Here is a 22,796-nt window from a genome sequence, read left to right as displayed (position 1 = left end):
CAATGCGACCCAACACCATGAAAGCGCTTGAGAAATCCAAACCCGAGGAAGGTCTGCGGATGGTACAGGCCCCGGTGCCTGAGATCGGCCCGGATGAAGTTCTGATCCGCATCAACAAGACTGGCATCTGCGGCACCGACATTCATATCTGGAACTGGGATGAATGGGCCTCGGCCACGGTGCCGGTTCCGATGATCACTGGCCATGAATTCGCCGGTGAGATCGTGGAATTGGGGCGCAACGTGACCGGTCTGGCAGTCGGTCAAAGATGCTCGGGCGAGGGGCATCTGATCACCAATGACAGTCGCCAAAGTCGCGCTGGCAAGTTCCATCTGGACCCAGGCACGCGCGGAATTGGCGTGAACGAACAGGGTGCCTTTGCCCAATACCTGAAACTGCCCGCCTTTAACGTGGTGCCGCTGCCAGACGATATCACGGATGAGATCGGGGCAATCCTCGATCCGCTGGGCAATGCCGTTCACACCGCGCTCAGCTTTGATCTGCTGGGCGAGGATGTTCTGATCACCGGCGCTGGCCCCATCGGCATAATGGCGGCAGCCGTGGCCCGCCATGCCGGTGCGCGCCATGTGGTGATCACCGATATCAACCCCGACCGCCTGAAACTGGCCGAACATGTGGTGCCAACCGTGCGCAGCGTCGATGTCTCGAATGAAGACCTGCAAGATGTTATCGCGGATCTTGGTATGACGCAGGGGTTCGATGTGGGGCTGGAAATGTCGGGCTCGCAAGCCGCGCTGGACCAGATGGTCGAGGCGCTGGTGATGGGCGGCAAGATCGCCCTGCTGGGGATTCCGCCCGGCAAATCGCCCGTCGACTGGTCGCGCATCGTGTTCAAAGCGATCACCATCAAGGGCGTCTATGGCCGTGAGATGTTTGAAACCTGGTACAAGATGATCGCAATGTTGCAGAACGGTCTGGATGTCAGCCGAGTGATCACGCACCAGATGAAAGTCGACGACTTTGCCGACGGCTTCGCCGCGATGAAGTCCGGCCAATCGGGCAAGGTGGTGCTGGACTGGACCTGACACACTGGATAGTTGCAAAATGGCGCCTTAGACAGGTGCGAAATACCGCATCAAGGGGGCGTCATGAGCGACAAGACCGACAGATATCTGGAACGTGGGATCGAACCATCCCTTGTAACCGATTTCACCCAGACCCACCGCAAGAGCTATGGCGACTTCCTTCAGCTCAAGACGCTTCTGAACCTGCAAAAGACCTTTCAGGACCCGGCCCAACCCGATGAGATGTTGTTCATCATCATCCATCAGGTCAGCGAACTGTGGCTGAAATTGATGCACCACCAACTGGTCGAGGTGCGCCACTTTCTGCAACAGGACGAATTCGGCCCGGCGATGAAGAATCTGGACCGGGTGAAGGCAATCCAGCGTCAGTTGATCGCCGCGTGGGAAACCCTGCTGACCATGACCCCGGCCGATTACATGACCTTCCGGCAGGCCCTTGGCAGCTCATCGGGATTCCAAAGCCATGGCTACCGTCAGATCGAGTTCATTCTGGGCAACAAGGACGCCGCGACCCTGAAAGTGCACGCCCATGACCCCGAAGTGATGGAGATGCTGACCGCCGCGCTGACCAAACCTTCCCTCTATGATGAGGTTCTGTTTATGCTGGCCCGGCAGGGATTTGATGTGCCCCAGGACCTGCTGGACCGAGACTATGCGCAGCCCTATTCAGGCGATCCGCGCGTTGTGAAACTGTGGGTACAGGTCTTCCGCAACACCGCGCAGTATTGGGACCTCTATGCGCTGGCCGAAAAACTGATGGACGTTGAATCCCTGTTCCAGCGCTGGCGCTTTGACCACGTCACCGCGGTCGAGCGCGTAATCGGCAACCAACCGGGTACCGGAGGTTCCAGCGGCGTTTCATTCCTGCGCAAAGCCTTGGACTTGCGGTTCTTTCATGATCTCTACGATGTACGCACCGAATTGATGTATGCGGATCAGGAGTAGCCCATGCTGTACCGAGGTTTCACACAGGCCGAACTGGATCAGGAATATTCCCCCCGCTCGATGATTGGCGGCGACCTAACGCCCTATGTCGAAAGCTGGGCCGCGCTCAGCGCGCAGCACCGGGCGCAATTGGACTGTCATGAGAACCTCGCGTACGGTGATAGCCCCACGCAGGTGCTGGATTTCTTCCCCGCAAAAGGCACAGGCGCACCGTTGCATGTGTTCATCCACGGCGGCTATTGGCAGGCGCTCAGCCAGCGTGAATCCGCCATGGTGGCCCCGGCGATGATCGAGGCCGAGCAATCCTTTGCCACCCTCAACTACACTCTGGCCCCCGATGCGCGGATCGGCGACATGATCGAAGAATGCCGCACCGCCCTGCTATGGCTGGCCGCAAACGCCGGTAATCTGGGGTTTGACCCTGCGCGCATCACTCTGTCTGGTCACAGCGCCGGGGCGCATCTGGCAGCGATGGTCATGGCCACCTCAGCCGACGCACTGGCCCGCGCGGGGCTGCGCGTGCGCGACGTGATCCTGATCAGCGGGGTGTACGATCTGGAGCCGATCAGCCTGACGCCCGTCAACGATCCTCTGCAACTAACCCCTGTTGAAGTGCACGACCTGTCCCCCATCCTGCACCTCCCAGCACCCGGCCCGCGCTATCGAGTAACCGTCGGCGAACGAGACACACCCGAATTCATTCGCCAAAGCCGGGACTATGCTGAACTGCTGCGCAAGGGTGGGCATTCAGTCAATTTCGATCTGCAAAAGGGCTTGCAGCATTTCGATATCATCATGCATCCGGGGACGTTTTGGGCGGCGACGAAATAGGCAAGGGCATTTTCTGCGACGCCAGGAGCGTCCGGTGCGAGCCCTTAGCGGACCTTCAATTGACAAAACTGCGCCATTCCGCAGCGAACGACTGCACAAAGCCCGTGTAGCTGTGAGCTTCCAGGCCGCTAACAAGAAGGTCAATGGTTTTTAGCCTGCAAGCATTTCTTCGACGCTCGCGTTAAATCGGTGTAGCGCGCCTTCGAAACGTCCGAATAGATGGCTTGGGTTGCCGCGCGAGGCAAAGCCGGATTGGATTTCTTCGCCCAATTCGAAATCCTCCATCAATGCTGTCACTGTGATTTTTTGGTTCTTGTCCCAATGTGCTTGCATCTCCTCCGTATCTGGCAAGGCACGTGGAACCAGCGTTGCCATTCGGACATGGGTCAAGTCATGGGCAATGGGTTCGAAATGGAACCACATAACATGGTCCTGTTGCACTAAAAGCTGAGAGTTTGACATCAAGGTATACACCATATTGGCATCCCGTCGTATTTCCCACTTGTCTTCGGGCGTATCGCGCATATCTGGCATTGAAATCCGAGGCAGAATTGCGCGCATATGCGGACCGAACATCTGGTAGGTCAGCAGATTGTCGGGGAAATAGGGACCTATCGTGTTCTTGTGGGCGACCCGGAAGTGATAAGCTTCCATTCCACCTTCCATCAACAACTTCCAGTTTGCCTTAATGTCAATCTCTTCGATCGCGGCGATACGGTGCTGATCCAGCCCGATCCAATCCAGCTCCGCACCGATCCCCGCTAGCCAGCCATCAATATCCGGCATCTCAGCGATATCTGGGTCTGCAACGATCCAAATGAACCCATTTTTCTCGGCGCAGGGCAATCGACGCAGGCCGCGCTCAGCACGTGGAAGGTCGGGAAAACCCTGCGCTTCTTGCGGCACTGCACGCAATTCACCTTCGTTGGTCCAGCTCCAGGCGTGGTAGGGGCAAGTAAAGACTCGCTTGCAGCCCTTTGCTTCGCGTTCCAATTTCGCGCCGCGGTGACGGCAAACGTTAAGGAAAGCACGAACATTCCCATTTTCGTCGCGTGTCAGCAAAACAGGCAAGTCTAAAAACCGTTTGGTCAGAAAAGCACGAGGCACTTCAAGCTCCGAGCTTTGCGCGACGATAACAGGGCGCCGCGTGAAGATCATAGCCCGCTCACGCTCGAATCGTTCCGAGCTGGAGTAGCGTGAAATCGGGGAATGCGCGATCGCATCATCCAGGAAAGCCGATTTCTGATCGGCCAGTCCGATGATCTCTTTTATCAGTTCGATTTCTGTTTGTCTGTCCATCAATCCGTCCTCACTTACCAATCGGTAAGCTTCTTACCACTTGGTAAGCCAAAATTCATCTGATACCTAGCGTCACAAAAGGAGAGCGTTCCATGAATAGGCAAAACGATCCCAGGGCAGGCTATTTGACGGTCGCCTCAAAACAGTTTGCAACCCACGGATATCATGGCGCAAGCCTTGCCGCTTTGGCCGGCGAAGCAGGTGTATCAAAACAGGCCTTGTTGCATTTCTTCGGAACGAAGCAAAAGCTGTATTCCGAGGTTCTATCCGGTCTCGCCAACAGGCAATTTGCTGAAATCGAAGCGGCGAAACAGCCCGATCCAGTGATGCACCTAAAGACCTATTTTGATCGATTTCTGGCGTCCAACTTATCGCTGCCCGATGACGCGCGGCTGACTGTTCGAGCGTTACTAGACGTTCAGACGAATGCCAAAGTTTGGCCGATGAAGGTCTATCTGGACAGTTTGATTGAGATCGCCAGTCATACCCCGGTCGGGCAAGAAGCAAGTGAAACCGAACTGCGCGCCCGGGTATTTCAATTGATCGGAGCAGTGCAGTATTTTGCCATTTCAATGAATGCGATTGGTGGGATGTACGGCAAAACGCAGGCCAGTGAATTGACGGCTCGGTTTTCAAAACAAATCTCAGACACGGTTGACAGCTTGTTCGGGCGGTCAAGCTGACGCGTGCCGAACGGAAGTGACCGTTCAGGGCTTGTCACTTTGCTTCGTTGGCTGACCGCAGGTGGGACAGTGATCAACCTGTGGCATCGTTTCGGCATGCACGCGGTTTCGGATATGATCTGCAGCGCGGCGCGAGAGACCCAATTGCTTGCGAACTGCGTCGATTTCCTTCTCATCGGCTTCGCAGATATCGCCATCTTCCAAGGCCCTTCGAAATTCACGTTCCAGACTGGCCCGTCGGCGGTGCAACTGGTCGTTTAGGCCGCTGGCAATGATCCCTGCAGGCAACGCAGCCATACCAATGCCAATCACCGTGATCGCAGCGCCGAAGACCTTACCGGCAACTGTCACGGGCGTCACGTCGCCATAACCAACGGTCGTCAGCGTTGCCATCGCCCACCACATCGCCGCTGGGATCGAGCCGAATGCCTCCGGTTGCGCCTCGTGCTCTGCCAGCCAAGCACCACTGGCCGCAAAGATCAGCATCACCATCAGGATGAAGAAACCTGCAAAGAATGCGCCGGCCTCTTCCTCAAACACAGCAAGCAGCATGCCGAGTGCAGGCGAGTACCGAGTAAGTTTGAGTAGTCGCAGCATGCGGAAGGTCCGGAGTAGACGCAGATCAACCGGGAATATCAAGTAGAGCAGCGCAGGTAAAATCGCTAGTAAATCGATGATGGCGATCGGGGAAACGGCCCAAGCAGCGCGCGATTTGTACTTTGGATTTTCGGTGGCGACCCACAGCCTTGCCGAGTATTCGACCACGAATACGAACAGAGAAAGACCCTCAAAGAGGTTCAGCGCCAGGCCCCAGCGGGTGTATATGGAATCGACCGTCTCTAGGATAACGGCGGCCACATTCAGCGTGATTAGGGCAATCAGTGCTATCTCAAGCAACCAGGGACCGATGGCCGCCCGGTCCGGGCGCTCGAGCCACCAATATACTTTCCTTCTTAGATAGCCCGAACTTGTGACTGCCTCACTCATGTCGAAACTGCGTCCAGGCGCGCGTGAGGGGGATCGCGATTTGCGATAGCAAAGCTGTCCCCCAGATCAGATTGCCAACCAAGGAGGGGACATGTGGGACGATAAAGAAACAGATGATTGCCAGCACTATCCCGAATACACGCACATCCCATCGCCCGAAATCCGTTGCCAAACGATGTTCTATGACGTTTTGCAGCACCCACAGCATGGCGATGTAACCGGCAAGTCCGAAACAGCCAATGGCAGCATACTCTGTTGGGTATGGTTCCCAAAATCCGACTTTCACCTCGGCAGCAAGAGCCACGCCGACCATGACGCCGCAAAGCATCAAGATCAGGTGCGCAAGCCACCAGATGACCAACGTCGACACCTTTTTGTCCTTTGGTTTGGCATTGCCGACAAAGTCGAAATAGACCCAACACATCACGAACATCGAGACGCCGCCGATGACGAAGTTGACCAATACGTCCGGCGATACTTTGTAAATTCCTTTTTCGGACAGGGTAACGACCAGTTTGAAGAACCCTTCCCCCAATATGATCAATGTCAACAGAGCAAACCGCTCAGCCATATGACCAAGGCGCGGGACAAACCTCTCGAAACGCAGGACTGTAACACCGGGGATCATGTACATTGCCTGTGTAGCCACCATTGCGGCGGCAAACGCCCAGTAAGCAAGAGGTGTGGGCAAAAAGGCTGTAGTCGCAAAGATTACCGCAAAGACCGAGAAATTGCGGATTTGCGCCGAGGACATTGACTCGCCTGATGAATTGGCCCGCCGAGCGCGGTAGTACAGCGCCGCGATCATGGCCCGGTTCGCTGCAAATCCTAACGCGAAGAAAACCCAACCCTTTCCTTCAATAGCCGGGATCGCTGCTGCCATGAACATCACCGTGCAGATCATCACGGCCATAATCAGCCGGTGCCAGAAGTCAGTGCTGACGTAGATCGAGTTGAATATGCTGAGTTCGCCCCACGCGTACCAGAGCGTGATGAAGACCCCAGCGAAGACAAGAAAACCATGCAGATCAAGATGATGCGACAAGTAGTTGCCCAGCAGAAAGATCGTCACGACATGGATCAGGTCGTAGAACAACTCGGCCCAGTGGACATGATCATGTGCGTGGTCGAGGTCCTGGTGATGTTGGGGCTTTCGCCACATGGGGTGGTCATGCAGTGCCATAAATTGGGAACTCTTCAAGATTGAAAGGCTATAGTGGCCGACATGCGGCCACTCCGACTAGGTTTTTTCTACAAGAGGAAGGTTGTCGCGGAGACTTACGTCATGCAACCCCCGCTATGGTTGCTCAGCGGTGGCATGCCGGGCAACACCCGTCCGATCGTGGGTTTTTGCGCTGGAAGCGCCCGGTATTCACGGGTTTTACGCGGCCCTGTCGTCTTGTAGATCCAGCAAGATGCGGGCGTAGTTTTGCGCGCCCTGTGCGCCGGTCACAAGGTGACGTTGGTCGAACACCATTGCGGGCACGTCCCGAACACCTTGGCTGATCCAGAATTGCTCTTTCTGGCGCACGAGATTGGCTCGATCTTGGCTTTGCAACATGTCCAGCGCATCCGCTCGGTTCAGCCCTATGCCTGCAGCCACGTCGGCCAGAACCTGTACATCAGAGACGTTTTCGCGACGTGTAAAGAACGTCGAAAAGAGGGCCTGCTTCATTTCGTGGCCTTTGCCTTGCTCGGCTGCACAGTCAATCAATTGATGCGCGCGGAAGGTGTTATACATCCGCGTGTCATCGGCGCAATTGAACGTGAGTCCCAGTGCCACGCCCGTCTCGGTCAGGCGGGCTCTCGCCTGGTTCGAGCCTTCCAACGTGGTCCCGTATTTCGATACCAGATGGTCGCGCAGGTTCTCTCCGCCTTCTGTAATCTGAGGGTTCAGCTCGAATGGGTGCCAGTGGATATCAAGTTCGACGCCTGTGTCGCGGGCGGCCTTGGCGAGCTGGTGGTAGCCAATCACACACTATGGACAAACAACGTCTGACACGACATCGACACGGATAGAGGGCGCAACTGGCATGGCTTAGGTTCCTTTCACGTCGCCGGAAAAACGCGCTGCGTTTTCCTTGGCAAAGGCGCTGGCATCTGCGTCAGCATCCCAGAACTGTGGGTTGGCCTTGGGGATGGTCAGCGCTCGCTGCACAGCGGGTCGGGCATCAATCCGGTCGAACCAGGCGTTCAAATGCGGAAGGTCTGACACATCCACTCGGGCCCAGACATAGGCACGCGCCCACGGGTAAAGCATCATGTCAGCAATGGTGTATTCGTCCGCTGCGATCCATTCACGCCCCTCCAAACGTGTATTCATCACCTCCATCAACCGGCGGCTTTCGTCCACGTAGCGACGGATCGAGAATGGCTCTTCATGGCCATTGGGGGCGGCGATATGCTGGAAATACATTGCCTGTCCCATCATTGGTCCCACGTGGCCGACCTGAAACAGCATCCACTGCATAACCTCGGACCGCTTGACCGGGTCCGACGGCAGGAATTTTCCGTATTTCTCAGCCAGATGCCACAGGATCCCACCGGATTCGAAGATCGCGCGGCCTTCCGAACGATCCTCGATTGTCGGGATCTTTCCATTTGGGTTCAGCGCCAGATAGTTCGGCGCCTTTTGTTCCTGTTTGGAAAAATTGATATGAGTCAGGTCGTAGGGAACACCTGCCTCCTCCAAAAAAATGACCGGTTTGTAGCCGTTCATCGTGCCTGCAGTATAAAGGTGAATATCAGGCTGGGGCATGTTCGACCTCGGAAAAAGTGGTTTTCAGATGCGCGTCAAATCGAGCGAAATCAGCCTCGATTTCGGGGTTCTTCATAACATCGAAGGCAGCGAATGTCGGTAGGGCCTGCATACCAAAGAACTTGGCGTTCAGATGCATAGGGCGCAGCAGATCGTCAACGCTTGCCCCGGCAAAGAACGGCTCGGTGGGGTTGTCGAATGCTTCCTTCGGCGCATTAAATGTCACCGAAAGCATGTATGTCTTGCCGTGCAGTGACCCACCCATGCCGTAATTGGCCTTTGGTGCGTTGGTGGTGCGACCGTCACCATCGCATAGGCGGCCATCCATCCCGGCTGTGTAGACCTCATCCATATATTTCTTGAAGATCCATGGGACGCCCATCCAGTTTACCGGGAACTGCATGATGACCGTATCGGCCCAAACATGCGCCTCAACCTCTGAATTTGCGTCATAGCCATCCGCAACGGTGGTCATACGTACTTCGTGGCCCATTGCGGCCAACGTGTTGCCTGCGCGTTCGACCAGGCTAGCGTTCAATTGTCCGGGGGCGAACTCATACGGCTGAGTGCCGTTCACGATCAGGATTTTGCTCATGTCCATGTCCTATATGTGCACTGTATGAACCCCTTGACGAATGAGGGGGTTGAGAGCATTTGAGTATTGAGGTGAAGAAAATCAACTAGTATACTTTTTGTAACCTTGTGCATAAGGAAATGGATAGCGATGAGGGCGCGGGTAGACGAAGATGTAAAAGGGCGCAAAATTGTGACAGAGGCCTGCCAGGAGCCATGCGCAATTGAGCAGGGCATGCGTATCATCGGGGGCAAATGGACCGGGTCCATCCTATGGCACCTGAAGGATCGTCCGGTGCGTTTCAACGATCTTGCTCGGTTGCTGGGCGGGGCCAGCAAAAAGATGATTGCCGAGCGGCTGCGCCAGCTAGAGGATCAGGGGCTGGTGAGCCGACACGTGATGGATACCGCGCCGGTTTCCGTGCAGTATTCTATCACTGACCTTGGCCGCACGGCACTTGGGTTTCTCGACGAATTGCGAAAGTGGAGCGAGAAGCTGCCTAACGGCTTAAAGCGATGACTTTGGTCTGTGTTTAATGATCAAAAAGCTAGAGCTTTTTCCGACCATATACCAAACGAGGTTTTCACCAATCTACGGATGAAGTGACAAGATTACTTGAAACAGTCTCCCAAGGGTTTGTTTTCCCGAAGAATGTAGTGCGAACAAATTTCTGCCGACCGCTCAGCGCCATTTGAACAGAACGGTGACGTAACACCTGTCCCGCAGGCCGAGTGTTTTGTTGAATTAGGTTCTGGCATCTACAGCAAACGGCTGCTTTTACGGCCGCGCCGCGGCAGCGGCTTTGCCAAGTAAGTGGCCGCAAAGGCCAGTCGATACGCATTGCGATTTCCGCTTTGTCCCGCAGTTCAGTCGTTGGAGCTTAACAAAAGCAAAAAAAGCGGCCCAATGGGACCGCTTTTGCCAATTTCTTCTGTAGCAATCGGATCAGTCCAGCGTCCGCGTGACCTCTTCGCGCTCGAAGATCTCGATCACGTCGCCGGCGCGGATGTCGTCGTAATTTTCGAACGCCATACCGCATTCCTGACCCGACTGAACCTCGGTCACTTCGTCCTTGAATCGCTTCAGCGTTTTCAGCGTGCCTTCGTGGATCACCACGTTGTCGCGCAGCAAGCGGACACCTGCGGAACGACGTGCGACACCTTCTGTAACCAGACAACCAGCAACCTTGCCGACGCCGGTGACCTTGAAGACTTCGCGGATCTCGGCGTAACCGATGAACTTCTCGCGGATCTCGGCACTCAGCAGGCCCGAAGCAGCTGCTTTCACGTCATCCACGAGGTCATAGATCACCGAGTAATAGCGGATTTCCACACCCTTCTGGTTCGCAGTGTTCCGCGCCGAGGCGTTCGCACGGACGTTGAAGCCAAAGATCGGTGCGCCGGAGGCTTCGGCCAGACCGACATCCGTCTCGGTGATTGCACCGACACCCGAATGCAGAACGCGCACGCGCACTTCTTCGTTGCCGATCTTCTCCATCGCTTGAACGATGGCTTCGGCCGAACCTTGTACGTCCGCCTTCATCAGAATCGGCAGCTCGGTGACATTTTCGTCTTCCTTGGCCTTCTGCATCAGTTGCTCAAGGGTGGTCGCGGCACCGGCGGCGGCGCGTTTGTCCTTGGCGGCTTGCTCACGATAGGCAGCAATCTCGCGGGCTTGCGCTTCGGTCTCGGTCACGTTCAGTACGTCACCGGCTTCGGGCGTGCCGTTGAGACCCAGAACCTCAACCGGAACCGAGGGGCCTGCCTCTTTGACGCGGTCGCCCTTGTCGTTGATCAGCGCACGGACCTTACCGTATTGCTCACCCACAACAAAGATATCGCCCTGACGCAGCGTACCGTTCTGAACCAGAACGGTGGCCACGGGGCCACGACCCACATCTAGCTGCGCCTCGATCACAGCACCTTGGGCGGCGCGGTCGGGGTTGGCTTTCAGTTCCAGAATTTCAGCCTGCAGCGCGATGGCTTCCAGCAATTCGTCCAGACCCTGACCGGTGATGGCGGAGACTTCGACGTCCTGAACCTCACCTGACATTTTCTCGACGATCACTTCATGCTGAAGCAGATCGGTGCGCACCTTGTCCGGATTTGCATCCGGCTTGTCGACCTTGTTGATCGCCACGATCATCGGCACTTCGGCCGCTTTAGCGTGGTTGATCGCCTCGATGGTCTGCGGCATCACCGCGTCGTCGGCGGCAACCACCAGAACCACGATATCCGTGACCTGAGCCCCGCGCGAGCGCATCGAGGTAAAGGCCGCGTGGCCCGGAGTATCCAGGAAGGTCAGCGTGGTGCCGCCATCGGTTTTCACCTGATAGGCGCCGATATGCTGGGTGATGCCTCCGGCTTCACCGGCCACAACGCGCGCGTCGCGGATCGCATCCAGCAGCGAGGTTTTACCGTGGTCAACGTGACCCATGATGGTGATGACCGGCGGACGCGGCTGCAGGTCCTCGTCCTTGTCCTCGACCTCTTTGATGACGTCTTCCACATCCGAATCGGAGACACGAGTGACCTTGTGGCCAAACTCTTCGATGATCAGTTCCGCGGTATCGGCGTCGATGGTCTGGTTTTGCGTGACCATCATGCCCATCTGCATCAGCGATTTGACAACATCAGCGACACGCTCGGCCATACGGTTGGCCAGTTCCGAAACCATGATCGCCTCGGGTAGCTGAACGTCGCGGATCACCTTTTCGCGTTCAACCGAACCACCCATGGCTTTCTGGCGCGCACGTTCCTGCTTGCGCTTCATCGCAGCCATCGAGCGTTGGCGGTTGCCTTCGCCACCGGTGGCCTGACCCAGAGTCAGTTTACCCGAGCGGCGGTTGTCATCACGGCCCTTGCCACGACCGCGCTGTTCACGCTCGCGATCCTGCTTGCGCGGAGCAGCCGCAGGTGCGGGCTTGCTGGCTGGGCTGCGCGCGGCTTTGGGCTCTTCGGGCGCGGGGGCAGCGGCGGCGCGTTTGGCGGCTTCTTCTGCCTCCTGACGCTTTCGCTCTTCTTCCTCGGCCTTGGCACGTGCCTTTTCTTCAGCCTCACGCTGTTCGCGTTCCTTGGCTTCCTGTTCCGCGCGGCGACGGGCGCGTTCTTCTTCACGCGCCTTTTCAGCAGCCTCACGGGCGGCGGCCTCTTCGACCTCGCGCGCTTTAGCGGCCTGCAGCGCCTTCATCCGGCGGGCCATTTCGGCGTCGGAAATCCCGGCAGGACGGCGCGACGGATCACCCGAAGGCGTTGCACCGCCGCTCGGCTTTCCGGCACCCGGCTTGGGGACCACCACGCGTTTGCGTTTGGTTTCCACCACGACATTCTTGGTGCGTCCGTGGCTGAAACTCTGTTTCACATTTCCGGGGCGTGCCCCGCCACGAAGACCCAATGTCTTTTTGCCGTCACTATCGCTCATAAAGCTTCTTACCCTTCCGTGCGGCCCTTGCCGCCGTCATCCGTTTCGCGCAAGCCACGCAGGCGCTGCGCTTCCTCTACAACACGTTTGGCGAGTCCGCCAGAGGCCAGCGCCGCATGAATCACGGTTTGGCGCCCAAATGCCGCCCCTAATTCATCCGCAGTCAGCCATCCGATGTATTTTCCGAAGTGCGGCGTGCTGAGTTTCGACTTGCCGCGCCCCGATCCATCGCTGGCCTGAATCAGTACCTGGGCCTCTTCCCGGTCCAGCCACGTCTTGACCTTTTCATACCCGGCAACCGCGTCACCGGATTTGCGCGCCAGACTGATCAGCTCGATCACCCGCCGCGCGACTTGCTTTTCGACCTCATCCGCCAGGTCCGTTTGCGCAGTCGCCTGCGTCTTGAACCCGCGCGAGAACAGCTTTTTGCCAACGGCCTTGTCCAGCGCGGTACGATCCGCCGCCACATAGACCCCGCGCCCCGGCAATTTCGCCGCGACATCGGGAAAGACCTGACCATCCGGCCCCATCACAAAGCGGATCAGCCCGTATTTGGGCTGAACCTCACCCGTGGCGATGCACTTGCGTTCGGGTCCGTCCGACCGATCCTTATGGACGCCACCGCGACCCATTCACGCCACCCCGAGGCCCTGAGATCAGGCCTCGGCCTCCTCTTCGATCTCGCCTTCTTCGTCGGCTTGCTCCAACTCGGCCGGATCAACCCAGCCCAGCATGATGCGTGCCGTCATGACCAAGTCCTGTGCCTCTTCCAGCGTCACGCCGAAAGGTTCCAGAACACCATCATCCTTGATGCGCTCGCCGTCGACCGTGGTCCAGCCACCGGCCAGTTCCCAGTCGGCGCAGGTGGCGAAGTCTTCCAGAGTCTTCACGTCATCCTTGGCCAGCGCCTCTACCATCTGGGGTGTGAGGCCTTCGAATTCAATAAGGCTATCCTCGACTCCAAGCGCGCGGGCTGCATCCAGAGCCGCCTTGGCCTGTGCTTCCAGGAATTCACGCGCGCGGGTCTGCAATTCCTGCGCGGTGCCTTCATCGACGCCGTCGATCACCAGCAGCTCGTCGATCTCGACATAAGCGACCTCTTCAAGGTTGGTGAAGCCTTCGGAAACCAGCAATTGCGCGAAGAATTCGTCCAGATCCAGCGTCTCCATGAACAGCTGCGTGCGGGCTTCGAATTCCTTCTGACGACGTGCCGATTCTTCGGCTTCGGTCATGATGTCGATGTCCAGGTTGGTCAGCTGGCTGGCCAGACGCACGTTCTGACCGCGGCGACCGATTGCCAGCGAGAGCTGCTCCTCAGGCACCACAACTTCGATTTTGCCGGCTTCTTCATCCAGAACCACCTTGGACACTTCGGCGGGTTGCAGAGCGTTCACAAGGAAGGTCGGCTGATCTTCGTTCCACGGGATGATGTCGATCTTTTCGCCCTGCAGCTCGTTCACAACGGCCTGCACGCGGCTGCCGCGCATACCAACGCAGGCGCCGACAGGATCGATCGAGCCGTCATACGAGATCACGGCGATCTTGGCGCGCGAACCGGGGTCACGAGCCACGGCCTTGACCTCGATGATGCCGTCATAGATTTCCGGCACTTCCATTTTGAACAGCTCGGCCATGAATTCCGGCGCGGTGCGCGACAGGAAGATCTGGTGGCCACGAACCTCGCGGCGAACCTCTTTGATATAGGCGCGTACGCGGTCATTCGGGCGATAGCTTTCACGGCCGATCTTGTCATTGCGGCGCAGAACGGCCTCGGCACCGCCCAGATCGACGATGACATTGCCGAATTCCTCGCGCTTGACCGCACCGTTGATGATGGTGCCTGCGCGATCCTTGAACTCTTCGTACTGACGGTCACGTTCCGCTTCGCGGACCTTCTGCAGGATCACCTGCTTAGCGGATTGTGCCGCGATACGGCCCATTTCAACCGGAGGAACTTCTTCGACGAAGACGTCACCGACCTCAGGGTTTTCCATGTACTGCTTGGCTTGTTCGACGGTGAACTCGGCCTGATAGTTTTCCAGCTCCTCATCCTCAACCACGGTGCGGACGCGGGTAAAGGTCGCCTTACCTGTCTTGCGGTCGATGCTGACACGGATGTCCATCTCGGCGCCGTAGCGGCTCTTGGCGGCACGGGCGAGCGATTCTTCCATCGCTTCGACAACCAGACCGGGGTCGATCATCTTTTCGCGGGCCACGGCCTCGGCGGTCTGCAGCAGCTCCAGCTGGTTGGCTGAGGTGATTGCCATCAGTTCGTCTCCTCTTCGGACCCTTCGGTCTCAATCTCGTCGAAAGCGTTTTCGTTTAAGGATCCAGCGTCTTTGCGCTGGCGCAGCATTTCCTTGATCAGGTCATCGGTCAAAACCAGCTTGGCATCGCTCAGCCAGTCGAATTGCAGACCGATGGTGATCGTCTCATCTCCCTCGGGGATATTGATCAGAACTTCATCCCCTTCGATCCCGGCCAGCTCACCCTTAAAGCGGCGGCGGCCGTCGATCAGTTCCGCGGTTTCAATCTTCGCTTCATACCCTTCGAAATTCTCAAAATCCTTGAGACGGGTCAGAGGGCGGTCGATACCAGGGCTGGACACCTCTAGCGTATAGGCGTCCAAAATCGGATCCTCGACATCCAACGTGGCGCTGACGGCGTTAGAAATCTCAGCGCAGTCATCCACTTCGATGCCACCATCGGGCTTGTCAGCCATGATCTGCAACGTGGTGGTCTTGCCGCTCATCAGGCGGATGCGCACAAGCTCATACCCCAGATCCTCGATCACGGGGGTGATGATCTCGGCCAGTCGCCGGTCGATGGCAGCTTTGGCAATCAGGTCGTTTGTCATTCAGATCTCTACCCTTCAATCGGGCACAAAAAAACGGGCGCGCGGCCCGTCGTATTTTCCGGTGGAGCCTTGAACCAGAAGTCCAACGCGCCGCTGTTGCAACTGCATATACGCAGGCTTTCCCGAGTCTGCAACCCCCGGCGTGAAACGTGATCAGGTCAGGCCAGCCACCACCGTTCAGCGATGCGTCCGTCGTCCAGCGCGCGGCCCCCGATCTGGCGTGGCATACCCACCTGTCCGGCCACGGCCAGCGCCATGTCATCTTGGCTGGGGTGATAGCGCAGGCCGCGCTGATCCATCAGCCCATCACGATCTGGCAGCGCCGCGACATCCACGTACCCGTCGCGCAACGCCTCGGCCCGGACGCGGGCGTCAGGGATCACGATAACCTCAAGCGCATCGGCCCATCCGGCCTGCCCGTCCTTGTAGTGATCCGCCACCCGGCGGCCCAGAAAATGCCGATCATCCTCGGCCCGTTCGACCTTGTAGCACCCGGTGCCATTGGCGGTGCACAAAGGCGTCACGCCCTGCCCGTCCCTCGTGATGGCGAACCGGGTATCGGCCAACAGGAAAGGCAGGCCGGGATTGGCCTCGGTCAGTTCCAGCCGCAGTGAATCTGCCGACAGCGCCTCAGCCCGTCCGACCTGTTGCAGCACCGACACCACATCCGCCACATCCAGCGCCCCGCCGTCATGGAAGGTCACATCGCCGCGCAGGTCAAAGCTCCAGACTCGCGCATCCGCATCGGTGTGCCACCCGGTCGCCAATTCGCCGCGCAAGGTGCCATCGGGCGCGATCTCGGTCAGAGTGTCAAAGACAGCCCCACGCGCAATCTGCTCCAAACTGTCATCACGTGGCACGGCCAGCCGCAGCGTTCCGCCCTTTTTGGGCGTATCCGCCAGCGAGGTCCCTGTGGCCGCCAGCAAAGCCGCCGCAGCACCCGAGGCAAATAAGGCACGACGGTCCATCTGGGTCATGCGATGCCCTCCGCCACGCGGTCCATGATCCGCACCAGCTCGGCGCTGATGCCGGGTTCGGACAGGGCATGGCCTGCTTGTCGCACCATCTTCAGCTCAGCATTGGGCCAACGTTCGGCCAAAGACCACGCGGCCTGCGGCGGGCAGATCATGTCATAGCGCCCCTGCACGATATGGCAGGGGATATGGGCGATCCGATCCACCTGATCCAAAATCTGACCGTCCTTCTCAAGAAACGCGCCATGGGTGAAGTAATGATTCTCAAGCCGCGCAAAGGCACGCGCGTATTCTCCGGGGCTTTCCCCCGTGGACCCGTGCGAGTGGATCGAAGCTAGCGCGTTCTCCCACGCCGACCAGGCCCGCGCATACAGGATTTCCGTCGCCCGATCGCCCGAGAACAGGCGTTTGTGATAGGCGCCTATGGTGTCCGACAGCTCATCCTCGGTCAGCAGAGCGGTGAATTTCGCCCATTGCTCGGGCCAGAACTTGCCCGCACCACCGCCATAGAACCAATCCAGCTCGGCCTGCGTGGCCAGAAACACACCGCGCAGCACCAGCCGGTTCACCCGGTCCGGATGCGCCTGCGCATAGATCAGCGCCAAGGTCGCCCCCCAGCTGCCGCCAAACACCGTCCAGTCGTCGATATCCAGCAGCGTCCGCAACCGCTCGATGTCCTCCACCAGATCCCACGTCGTGTTATCCACCACCGACGCATGGGGCCGCGACCGGCCACACCCGCGTTGATCAAACAGAATCACCCGGAACACACGCGGATCGAAATAGCGCCGCATCGCCGGGCTGCACCCGCCACCGGGGCCGCCATGCAGGATCACAACCGGCAGCCCTTCGGGATTGCCGCATTGCTCCATATAAATACGGTGCCCATCGCCCACATCGACCATCCGCTGATCGAACGGGTCGATCGGCGGGTACAGATATTGAACTGCGCGCTTTTGGTCCGGGTACTTATCCATTAGGGCCCTATATAGTCTTTAATCGTAAAAGAGCACACGGAGACAGGAATGCAAGCGCATCCGAACACGGTTGACCCGTCCGAGATCGCAAAATTCGAGGCAATGGCCGCAGAATGGTGGGACCCGCATGGGAAATTCAAACCCTTGCACATGCTCAATCCGTGCCGTCTGGACTATATCACACAGCAGATTGCGGGTGAATTTGACCGCGATCTGACGGCTACGAAACCTTTCGAGGGCCTGCGCCTGCTGGATATCGGTTGCGGCGGCGGGCTGCTGAGCGAACCGATGGCGCGTCTGGGCGCGACGGTCGTGGGCGCAGACGCCGCCGAGCGCAATCTACCCGTCGCCCGCATTCATGCCGAGCAGTCGGGGCTTGAGATCGATTATCGCCACACCACCGCCGAGGACATGGCCGCCGCGGGCGAGCAATTCGACGTGGTGTTGAATATGGAGGTGGTCGAACATGTGGCCGACCCTCTGGGTTATCTCACCGCCACGCAGCAATTGCTGAAACCCGGCGGGTTGCAGGTATGTTCCACCATCAACCGCAACCCGAAATCCTATGCGATGGCCATCTTCGGGGCTGAAGTCGTCATGCGCTGGCTGCCGCGCGGCACCCATGAATGGAACAAGTTCATCACCCCCGATGAGCTGTTCGACCTGCTGCGCCAAGCCGGGTTGGACCCGGTGGACCGCAAGGGGTTCGTCTTCAACCCGATCCTGTGGAGCTGGTCGATCTCGGACCGGGATTTGAGCGTGAACTATGTGACGGCGAGTGTGAAGCCTGCCTGAGGCTACTCCCCCTCCAACTGCAATCGTAAATCCCGCAGAACCGGCAACGTGCTGCGGACGCGTTCCGGCCCAAGCTCTCCGACCACACGGTTGATCAGCGGGGCAATCGACGAAATCGCCTGATCGCGCGCGCGACGACCGGCGGGGCTGATGGCGACCATCTTGCGGCGGGCATCGTCCCAGTCGGGGCGGATGTGGATGTATCCGGCCCATTCCAGCTTAGCCAAGGTATTGGTCATCGCCCCGCGCGTGACGTGGAATGTGCTGGCCAGTTGCGCGGGCGTTCGCTCATCGCCCACGAACACCAGATGGTTCAGCACCGAGAAATGCGAGATCTCCATGCCCTTGGGCAGCACCCGGCTGAGCCGGTTGCGCAATAGTTGGTCTGCGGTCAGGATCTCGCTGAACAGCGTGACCGCAAGGGCATTGGTGTCGTCTGCCATGGTCCGATCTTGGGTCAGGGCCCTTCGAAGGGCCGCAGGTGCGTCAATGAGGGCACGCGGCGGCGCGCCTCTGACACAGAACTATCATCCAAATCGAAAATGTGAATGCCCGGATCGGTGCCTGCGTCGATGACGACCTCTCCCCACGGGGCAATGGCCATGGTGTGGCCATGCGTATGTCGTGTTTTTCCGCGCGTTTTCGGGTGCGCACCCGTTTGCGCCGGGGCCAGCACCCAACAGCCGGTCTCAATCGCCCGCGCGCGCAGCAGCGATTCCCAATGCGCCTTGCCCGTGACCGGAGAAAACGCCGCCGGAACGGTCAGAATTCGCGCACCCGCCTGCGCCAAGGCAGCAAAGAGGTGCGGAAAACGGATGTCATAGCAAATGGCCATACCGACCTTACCGAAATCGGTCTGTGCAATCACGGCCCGGTCGCCGGGGCGATAGTTCTTCGACTCGCGGAAGGTTTCGGTTTCCGAGACCTGCACGTCGAACATATGGATCTTGTCATAGCGCGCCACGATCTGCCCTCGCGGATCGATCATAAACGACCGGTTGGCAAAGCGCCCATCGGCGTCGTGCGTCTTGATCCCAAGCGAGCCGATCAACAACCACACGCCCAGCGCAGCAGCCTGTTCGCGCAAGCCCGCCAGCGTCTGGTCATCTTCTTCGTGCTGCAACACCTCGCGTTGCCGCGTGGTCGAGGTCGAGACGCAGTTCGTCACCTCGGGCGTCAGAATGAACAGCGCGCCCTGCGTGGCCGCCTCGGCCATCAGGGCGCGCACCATGTTCAGATTGTCAGACGGATCATCCGACGAGGTGATCTGCAGCAGCGCAGTCTTCATGCCGCCAGCAGGCGATCCAACTTGCCCTGACGGTCCAGCTCGTACAGATCATCACAGCCGCCTACGTGCTGGGTGCCGATGAAGATTTGCGGCACGGTGCGTTTGCCGCCGGCGCGCTTGATCATCTCGGGCTTGCGTTTGGGGTGCATGAAGACGTCAACCTCTTTGAACTCGACGCCTTTCTGCTTCAGCAGACGCTTGGCCGCATGGCAGAAGCCGCACAGAGGCGATGTGTAGATCTCAACCGGTTTCATAAATCATCCCTTCGGGTTTCGCGTAATCCTGCGCGAATTAGGCATCCTTGGCAACGCGCGCTAGGGTCAACACGAAAATATGATTTGCCCCTGCATCCATGCAGACACGGGCACAGGCCGCCAGCGTCGCACCCGAGGTCATCACGTCATCGACAAGCAGGACATCCTGACCCTGTATCCGGCTGATGCGCCTGGGATGGGGCGCGATGGCGTTTTCCAGCGTCTCGGCCCTTTGCGCGGCGGTTTTCCCGTCCAGAACCGGCGTTTTGACCCGGCGGGTCAGAAGATCGGGGCAGACCTCCAGCCCGGTTTGCTGGCCCAAGTGCTGCGCCAACAGTGCGGATTGATTGTAGCGTCGCTTCAGCAATCGGGACCAATGCAAGGGCACCGGCACCACAAGCATGTCTTTGCGGAACAAATCCCGACCTGCCTCGGTCATCCAGCGCGCAGCGGGGCGCGCCAGTTCGGGCCGGTCCCCGTGTTTGAACGCCAAAATCAGTCCTCGCGCCTTGCGGTCATATAACAGCGCCGACCGCCCGGCCTGCCATGGCCGGGGCGTCTTCATGCAGTCATCGCATTCGATCCGGTACCCATCCGCCTCACCCGGCAGAGGTAACCCGCAGCTTTCGCAGACGACCCCGCCGATGAACGGCGTGTCACGCCAGCACGCGCCGCAAAGGCCAAAGTCAGACTCGGTCAACTCGCCGCAGCCCATGCAACGCGGTGGATAGATCATCTGAAGGGCGGTTTGAATCCGCGGCCAGATGCGATACTTGCGCCCTATGAAACTGCCTGCTTCCAACGCACCCTCTCTGTTCGACCGCAAGGCCCTGACCCTGCATCGCGCCCGCACCCGGGACGAGGCCCTGTTCCTGCACCGCGCCGCCGTGGACGAGGTTCAGGATCGACTCAGCATGGTTAACAAAACCTTTACGGCCCCGGCTGTGGTGACGCCGTTTGCCCATATCTGGCGGGATGTGTTCCCAGAGGCACAGATCGTGGCCGATGATGAGGTGCTGGCCCTGACCCCCGGTGCGCATGATCTGGTGATTCACGCTATGGCGCTGCACTGGGCCAACGACCCCGTAGGCCAGTTGATCCAATGCCATCGGGCGCTAAAGCCTGACGGGCTGCTGCTGGTGGTCTGTCTGGGCGGAGAAACCCTGCACGAGCTGCGCGCAGCATTGGGTCAGGCCGAGATCGAGGTCTCGGGCGGGCTCAGCCCACGCATCGCGCCGATGGGAGAGCTGCGTGATATGGGCGGCTTGCTGCAACGGGCCGGGCTGGCCCTGCCGGTGGCCGACACGGCGCGACTGACGGCCGAATACCGCGACCTGCGACATCTGATGCAGGATCTGCGCGTAATGGGCGAGACCAACAGCCTAACCGACCGCATCAGACGCCCCACTCGGCGACAGGTCTTTGACCGCGCCCAGCAGATATACGCCGAACACTTCGCAACCCCCCAAGGGCGGTTGAAAACCACCTATGAACTGATTTGCCTGACCGGCTGGTCCCCAGATGACAGTCAGCAAAAGCCCCTTCGCCCGGGATCGGCCCAAACCCGCCTTGCCGATGCATTGGGGACAAAAGAAGGCAAACTGTCCGATTGACGGCGGACCATTTCCGTTTATCTCAGCCCGGAACACGACGAATTCAGGAAACAATCCCATGTTTGACGCCACTCGACCCGCTCATGCCCCCGAAGACCACCCCAAGGTCAAAATGGGCCGCGTCGGCATCCTGCTGGCCAATCTGGGCACTCCGGACGATTACACCTATTGGCCAATGCGCCGATATCTGAACGAGTTTCTTTCGGACCAGCGCGTCATCGACTATCCGAAATGGAAATGGCAGCCGATCTTGCAGGGGATCATCCTCAGCAAGCGGCCCTTCAGTTCGGGCGAGGCCTACAAATCGATCTGGAATCACGAAAAAGGCGAAAGCCCGCTGATGACGATCACCAAGGATCAAACCGCCAAGATGCGCGATGCGATGCAAGCGCGCTATGGCGATCGGGTGATGGTCGATTTCTGTATGCGCTACGGCAATCCCTCGACCAAATCCAAAGTGCGCGAAATGGTGGCAGCGGGCTGTGACCGAATCCTGTTCTTCCCGCTCTATCCGCAATATGCGGGCGCCACGACCGCCACCGCCAATGACCAGTTCTTCCGCGCGTTGATGGAAGAAGCCTGGCAACCTGCGTCACGCACCGTGCCTGCCTATTTCGACGAACCCGCTTATATCGACGCGCTGGCCGGATCTGTGGAACAGGCTTACGCCGCGATGGAGACCAAGCCTGATATTCTGGTCTGCTCATATCACGGGATGCCGGACCGCTATTTGCAGCAGGGCGATCCCTATCACTGCCAATGTGCAAAAACCTCTCGCCTGCTGAAAGAACGGTTGGGCTGGGCGGATGATCAGCTTGTATCAACCTTCCAGTCGCGATTCGGGCCCGAGGAATGGTTGAAACCCTATACGGTCGATCACGTGGCGGACCTGGCACGTCAGGGGAAGAAAAACATCGCCGTGATCGCTCCGGCCTTTTCCGCCGATTGCATCGAAACGCTGGAAGAGATCAACGAAGAGATCAAGGAAAGCTTTGAAGAAGCCGGCGGCGAGAGCTTTACCTACATCCCCTGCCTCAATGACGACGACGCGCATATCGCAGCTCTTGGCAAGGTCATCGAAGACAATCTGAAGGGCTGGCTCGACTAAACCCGACCTGATCCGGCGCCTGCATGAGCGCATAAAAAAAGGCGGTGGAATGCTCCACCGCCTTTTCTGTGTATTATGCTCGTCGAATTAGCTTGCTGCAACAGCTGCGGCAACCACAACCAGCAGGACCAGCGGCAGGATGATGCCCTGCGACGAACCCTGAGTTTCTTCGACTACAACAGGTGCTTCAACAACCGGCTCTTCCAGGTTGCCAGCAAAAGCGGTCGATGCAGCAGCGGTCAGTGCAGCGGCGAGAACGAGTTTCTTCATATTAACCTCCAGAATAAGTACGGCTCCAACTAGCGAAACCGCACACCCAAGACTTACCTCGTATATTTTTCTAACCAGCTATCCGACTGGAATGCAAATGGAACTTGCGTCGCAAGC

At 58.5% G+C, this 22,796-nt stretch carries 25 protein-coding genes; 8 read left to right on the top strand and 17 right to left on the bottom strand.

Annotated features, from left to right (window positions below):
- Positions 1–17 precede the first annotated feature (17 nt).
- The 3 genes from tdh (at position 18) to ACR0DB_RS14130 (ending at position 2,822) form a co-directional block, all read left to right on the top strand.
- Positions 18–1,046 (top strand): L-threonine 3-dehydrogenase, encoded by a 1,029-nt coding sequence (gene tdh / locus ACR0DB_RS14140; RefSeq protein WP_170771564.1) that lies wholly within the window; start codon positions 18–20, stop codon positions 1,044–1,046.
- Positions 1,047–1,109: 63 nt separating this feature from the next.
- Positions 1,110–1,991 (top strand): tryptophan 2,3-dioxygenase, encoded by an 882-nt coding sequence (locus ACR0DB_RS14135; RefSeq protein ID WP_480551698.1) that lies wholly within the window; start codon positions 1,110–1,112, stop codon positions 1,989–1,991.
- A 3-nt stretch (positions 1,992–1,994) separates the two neighbouring features.
- Entirely contained in the window at positions 1,995–2,822 is an 828-nt protein-coding gene (locus tag ACR0DB_RS14130) for an alpha/beta hydrolase (protein WP_170770934.1), read from the top strand.
- A gap of 150 nt (positions 2,823–2,972) precedes the next feature.
- Here ACR0DB_RS14130 and ACR0DB_RS14125 read toward each other — a convergent pair whose 3' ends face one another.
- Positions 2,973–4,121, bottom strand: coding sequence for an aromatic ring-hydroxylating oxygenase subunit alpha (locus ACR0DB_RS14125; RefSeq protein ID WP_480551696.1), 1,149 nt, complete (start codon positions 4,119–4,121; stop codon positions 2,973–2,975).
- Positions 4,122–4,213: 92 nt separating this feature from the next.
- On the opposite strand from ACR0DB_RS14125, the gene ACR0DB_RS14120 reads away from it, so the two are divergent.
- Positions 4,214–4,804 (top strand): TetR/AcrR family transcriptional regulator, encoded by a 591-nt coding sequence (locus ACR0DB_RS14120; protein WP_170770938.1) that lies wholly within the window; start codon positions 4,214–4,216, stop codon positions 4,802–4,804.
- Positions 4,805–4,828: 24 nt separating this feature from the next.
- Here ACR0DB_RS14120 and ACR0DB_RS14115 read toward each other — a convergent pair whose 3' ends face one another.
- The 5 genes from ACR0DB_RS14115 to ACR0DB_RS14095 all read right to left on the bottom strand — a co-directional run bounded on the left by ACR0DB_RS14115 (position 4,829) and on the right by ACR0DB_RS14095 (position 9,144).
- Positions 4,829–5,791, bottom strand: coding sequence for an ion transporter (locus ACR0DB_RS14115; RefSeq protein ID WP_170786446.1), 963 nt, complete (start codon positions 5,789–5,791; stop codon positions 4,829–4,831).
- Positions 5,784–6,974: a low temperature requirement protein A gene (locus ACR0DB_RS14110; RefSeq protein ID WP_170770942.1), complete on the bottom strand. Its 1,191-nt coding sequence runs from the start codon at positions 6,972–6,974 to the stop codon at positions 5,784–5,786. Before ACR0DB_RS14110 ends, ACR0DB_RS14115 begins: the two co-directional genes overlap by 8 nt.
- 198 nt (positions 6,975–7,172) lie before the next feature.
- Positions 7,173–7,766 (bottom strand): DsbA family oxidoreductase, encoded by a 594-nt coding sequence (locus ACR0DB_RS14105; RefSeq protein WP_480551694.1) that lies wholly within the window; start codon positions 7,764–7,766, stop codon positions 7,173–7,175.
- A gap of 63 nt (positions 7,767–7,829) precedes the next feature.
- The gene (locus ACR0DB_RS14100) at positions 7,830–8,549 is read right to left on the bottom strand and encodes a glutathione S-transferase family protein (RefSeq protein WP_480551692.1); all 720 of its coding nucleotides are present in this window, start codon (positions 8,547–8,549) and stop codon (positions 7,830–7,832) included.
- Complete coding sequence (locus tag ACR0DB_RS14095; RefSeq protein ID WP_480551690.1) at positions 8,536–9,144, bottom strand: NAD(P)H-dependent oxidoreductase; 609 nt, start codon at positions 9,142–9,144, stop codon at positions 8,536–8,538. The genes ACR0DB_RS14100 and ACR0DB_RS14095 overlap by 14 nt, the downstream gene beginning before the upstream one ends.
- A 213-nt stretch (positions 9,145–9,357) precedes the next feature.
- On the opposite strand from ACR0DB_RS14095, the gene ACR0DB_RS14090 reads away from it, so the two are divergent.
- Complete coding sequence (locus tag ACR0DB_RS14090) at positions 9,358–9,642, top strand: winged helix-turn-helix transcriptional regulator (RefSeq protein WP_237215888.1); 285 nt, start codon at positions 9,358–9,360, stop codon at positions 9,640–9,642.
- 426 nt (positions 9,643–10,068) lie between these two features.
- Here the strand turns inward: ACR0DB_RS14090 and infB are convergent, their stop codons facing one another.
- The 6 genes from infB to pip form a co-directional block, all read right to left on the bottom strand.
- Positions 10,069–12,543 carry a translation initiation factor IF-2 gene (gene infB, locus ACR0DB_RS14085; protein WP_170770950.1) on the bottom strand — a complete coding sequence of 825 codons (2,475 nt, stop codon included), beginning with the start codon at positions 12,541–12,543 and terminating at the stop codon, positions 10,069–10,071.
- A gap of 8 nt (positions 12,544–12,551) precedes the next feature.
- A complete protein-coding gene (locus tag ACR0DB_RS14080; RefSeq protein WP_170786438.1) occupies positions 12,552–13,175 on the bottom strand; it encodes an RNA-binding protein in 624 nt (207 codons plus the stop codon).
- A gap of 24 nt (positions 13,176–13,199) precedes the next feature.
- Entirely contained in the window at positions 13,200–14,810 is a 1,611-nt protein-coding gene (gene nusA / locus ACR0DB_RS14075) for a transcription termination factor NusA (RefSeq protein WP_480551688.1), read from the bottom strand.
- Positions 14,810–15,400 (bottom strand): ribosome maturation factor RimP, encoded by a 591-nt coding sequence (rimP, locus tag ACR0DB_RS14070; RefSeq protein WP_170770957.1) that lies wholly within the window; start codon positions 15,398–15,400, stop codon positions 14,810–14,812. The genes nusA and rimP overlap by 1 nt, the downstream gene beginning before the upstream one ends.
- Before the next feature lie 158 nt (positions 15,401–15,558).
- Positions 15,559–16,377 carry an ABC transporter substrate-binding protein gene (locus ACR0DB_RS14065; RefSeq protein ID WP_480551686.1) on the bottom strand — a complete coding sequence of 273 codons (819 nt, stop codon included), beginning with the start codon at positions 16,375–16,377 and terminating at the stop codon, positions 15,559–15,561.
- Complete coding sequence (gene pip / locus ACR0DB_RS14060) at positions 16,374–17,351, bottom strand: prolyl aminopeptidase (protein ID WP_170770961.1); 978 nt, start codon at positions 17,349–17,351, stop codon at positions 16,374–16,376. Before pip ends, ACR0DB_RS14065 begins: the two co-directional genes overlap by 4 nt.
- Positions 17,352–17,399: 48 nt before the next feature.
- Here pip and ubiG point away from each other — a divergent pair, with 48 nt between their 5' ends.
- Positions 17,400–18,146: a bifunctional 2-polyprenyl-6-hydroxyphenol methylase/3-demethylubiquinol 3-O-methyltransferase UbiG gene (gene ubiG, locus ACR0DB_RS14055; protein ID WP_480551684.1), complete on the top strand. Its 747-nt coding sequence runs from the start codon at positions 17,400–17,402 to the stop codon at positions 18,144–18,146.
- Between the two features lie 2 nt (positions 18,147–18,148).
- On the opposite strand, the gene ACR0DB_RS14050 is transcribed toward ubiG, so the two are convergent.
- Genes ACR0DB_RS14050 through ACR0DB_RS14035 form a run of 4 tightly spaced genes read right to left on the bottom strand, consistent with a single transcriptional unit; the run spans position 18,149 to position 20,424 of the window.
- Complete coding sequence (locus ACR0DB_RS14050; protein ID WP_170770965.1) at positions 18,149–18,589, bottom strand: MarR family winged helix-turn-helix transcriptional regulator; 441 nt, start codon at positions 18,587–18,589, stop codon at positions 18,149–18,151.
- Positions 18,590–18,603: 14 nt separating this feature from the next.
- On the bottom strand, positions 18,604–19,434 hold the full coding sequence (locus ACR0DB_RS14045) for a carbon-nitrogen hydrolase family protein (protein ID WP_480551682.1): 831 nt from the start codon (positions 19,432–19,434) through the stop codon (positions 18,604–18,606).
- Positions 19,431–19,688 carry a glutaredoxin 3 gene (gene grxC, locus ACR0DB_RS14040; RefSeq protein ID WP_170790085.1) on the bottom strand — a complete coding sequence of 86 codons (258 nt, stop codon included), beginning with the start codon at positions 19,686–19,688 and terminating at the stop codon, positions 19,431–19,433. Before grxC ends, ACR0DB_RS14045 begins: the two co-directional genes overlap by 4 nt.
- 37 nt (positions 19,689–19,725) lie before the next feature.
- Positions 19,726–20,424, bottom strand: coding sequence for a ComF family protein (locus ACR0DB_RS14035; protein WP_480551680.1), 699 nt, complete (start codon positions 20,422–20,424; stop codon positions 19,726–19,728).
- Between the two features lie 46 nt (positions 20,425–20,470).
- On the opposite strand from ACR0DB_RS14035, the gene ACR0DB_RS14030 reads away from it, so the two are divergent.
- On the top strand, positions 20,471–21,301 hold the full coding sequence (locus ACR0DB_RS14030; RefSeq protein WP_480551678.1) for a methyltransferase domain-containing protein: 831 nt from the start codon (positions 20,471–20,473) through the stop codon (positions 21,299–21,301).
- Positions 21,302–21,359: 58 nt separating this feature from the next.
- Positions 21,360–22,409: a ferrochelatase gene (hemH, locus tag ACR0DB_RS14025; RefSeq protein ID WP_170786430.1), complete on the top strand. Its 1,050-nt coding sequence runs from the start codon at positions 21,360–21,362 to the stop codon at positions 22,407–22,409.
- An 87-nt stretch (positions 22,410–22,496) separates the two neighbouring features.
- Here hemH and ACR0DB_RS14020 read toward each other — a convergent pair whose 3' ends face one another.
- On the bottom strand, positions 22,497–22,679 hold the full coding sequence (locus ACR0DB_RS14020) for a hypothetical protein (RefSeq protein ID WP_170770974.1): 183 nt from the start codon (positions 22,677–22,679) through the stop codon (positions 22,497–22,499).
- Positions 22,680–22,796 lie beyond the last annotated feature (117 nt).

It is taken from the genome of Ruegeria sp. AB6 (assembly GCF_056542685.1).
The sequence above is the reverse complement of the archived record's forward strand: the minus strand, read 5'-3'. Positions and strand labels throughout refer to the sequence as shown.

Bases quoted from the DNA above. Each gene is read 5' to 3' on its own strand.
- grxC (WP_170790085.1), bottom strand. From the start codon at position 19,688: ATGAAACCGGTTGAGATCTACACATCGCCTCTGTGCGGCTTCTGCCAT.
- ACR0DB_RS14110 (WP_170770942.1), bottom strand. From the start codon at position 6,974: ATGGCACTGCATGACCACCCCATGTGGCGAAAGCCCCAACATCACCAG.
- tdh (WP_170771564.1), top strand. From the start codon at position 18: ATGAAAGCGCTTGAGAAATCCAAACCCGAGGAAGGTCTGCGGATGGTA.
- rimP (WP_170770957.1), bottom strand. From the start codon at position 15,400: ATGACAAACGACCTGATTGCCAAAGCTGCCATCGACCGGCGACTGGCC.
- ACR0DB_RS14135 (WP_480551698.1), top strand. From the start codon at position 1,110: ATGAGCGACAAGACCGACAGATATCTGGAACGTGGGATCGAACCATCC.
- ACR0DB_RS14125 (WP_480551696.1), bottom strand. From the start codon at position 4,121: ATGGACAGACAAACAGAAATCGAACTGATAAAAGAGATCATCGGACTG.
- ACR0DB_RS14115 (WP_170786446.1), bottom strand. From the start codon at position 5,791: ATGAGTGAGGCAGTCACAAGTTCGGGCTATCTAAGAAGGAAAGTATAT.
- ubiG (WP_480551684.1), top strand. From the start codon at position 17,400: ATGCAAGCGCATCCGAACACGGTTGACCCGTCCGAGATCGCAAAATTC.
- ACR0DB_RS14030 (WP_480551678.1), top strand. From the start codon at position 20,471: ATGAAACTGCCTGCTTCCAACGCACCCTCTCTGTTCGACCGCAAGGCC.
- nusA (WP_480551688.1), bottom strand. From the start codon at position 14,810: ATGGCAATCACCTCAGCCAACCAGCTGGAGCTGCTGCAGACCGCCGAG.
- ACR0DB_RS14080 (WP_170786438.1), bottom strand. From the start codon at position 13,175: ATGGGTCGCGGTGGCGTCCATAAGGATCGGTCGGACGGACCCGAACGC.
- ACR0DB_RS14130 (WP_170770934.1), top strand. From the start codon at position 1,995: ATGCTGTACCGAGGTTTCACACAGGCCGAACTGGATCAGGAATATTCC.
- ACR0DB_RS14020 (WP_170770974.1), bottom strand. From the start codon at position 22,679: ATGAAGAAACTCGTTCTCGCCGCTGCACTGACCGCTGCTGCATCGACC.
- ACR0DB_RS14050 (WP_170770965.1), bottom strand. From the start codon at position 18,589: ATGGCAGACGACACCAATGCCCTTGCGGTCACGCTGTTCAGCGAGATC.
- ACR0DB_RS14120 (WP_170770938.1), top strand. From the start codon at position 4,214: ATGAATAGGCAAAACGATCCCAGGGCAGGCTATTTGACGGTCGCCTCA.
- infB (WP_170770950.1), bottom strand. From the start codon at position 12,543: ATGAGCGATAGTGACGGCAAAAAGACATTGGGTCTTCGTGGCGGGGCA.
- ACR0DB_RS14095 (WP_480551690.1), bottom strand. From the start codon at position 9,144: ATGAGCAAAATCCTGATCGTGAACGGCACTCAGCCGTATGAGTTCGCC.
- hemH (WP_170786430.1), top strand. From the start codon at position 21,360: ATGTTTGACGCCACTCGACCCGCTCATGCCCCCGAAGACCACCCCAAG.
- ACR0DB_RS14045 (WP_480551682.1), bottom strand. From the start codon at position 19,434: ATGAAGACTGCGCTGCTGCAGATCACCTCGTCGGATGATCCGTCTGAC.
- ACR0DB_RS14065 (WP_480551686.1), bottom strand. From the start codon at position 16,377: ATGACCCAGATGGACCGTCGTGCCTTATTTGCCTCGGGTGCTGCGGCG.
- ACR0DB_RS14090 (WP_237215888.1), top strand. From the start codon at position 9,358: ATGCGTATCATCGGGGGCAAATGGACCGGGTCCATCCTATGGCACCTG.
- pip (WP_170770961.1), bottom strand. From the start codon at position 17,351: ATGGATAAGTACCCGGACCAAAAGCGCGCAGTTCAATATCTGTACCCG.
- ACR0DB_RS14100 (WP_480551692.1), bottom strand. From the start codon at position 8,549: ATGCCCCAGCCTGATATTCACCTTTATACTGCAGGCACGATGAACGGC.
- ACR0DB_RS14035 (WP_480551680.1), bottom strand. From the start codon at position 20,424: ATGATCTATCCACCGCGTTGCATGGGCTGCGGCGAGTTGACCGAGTCT.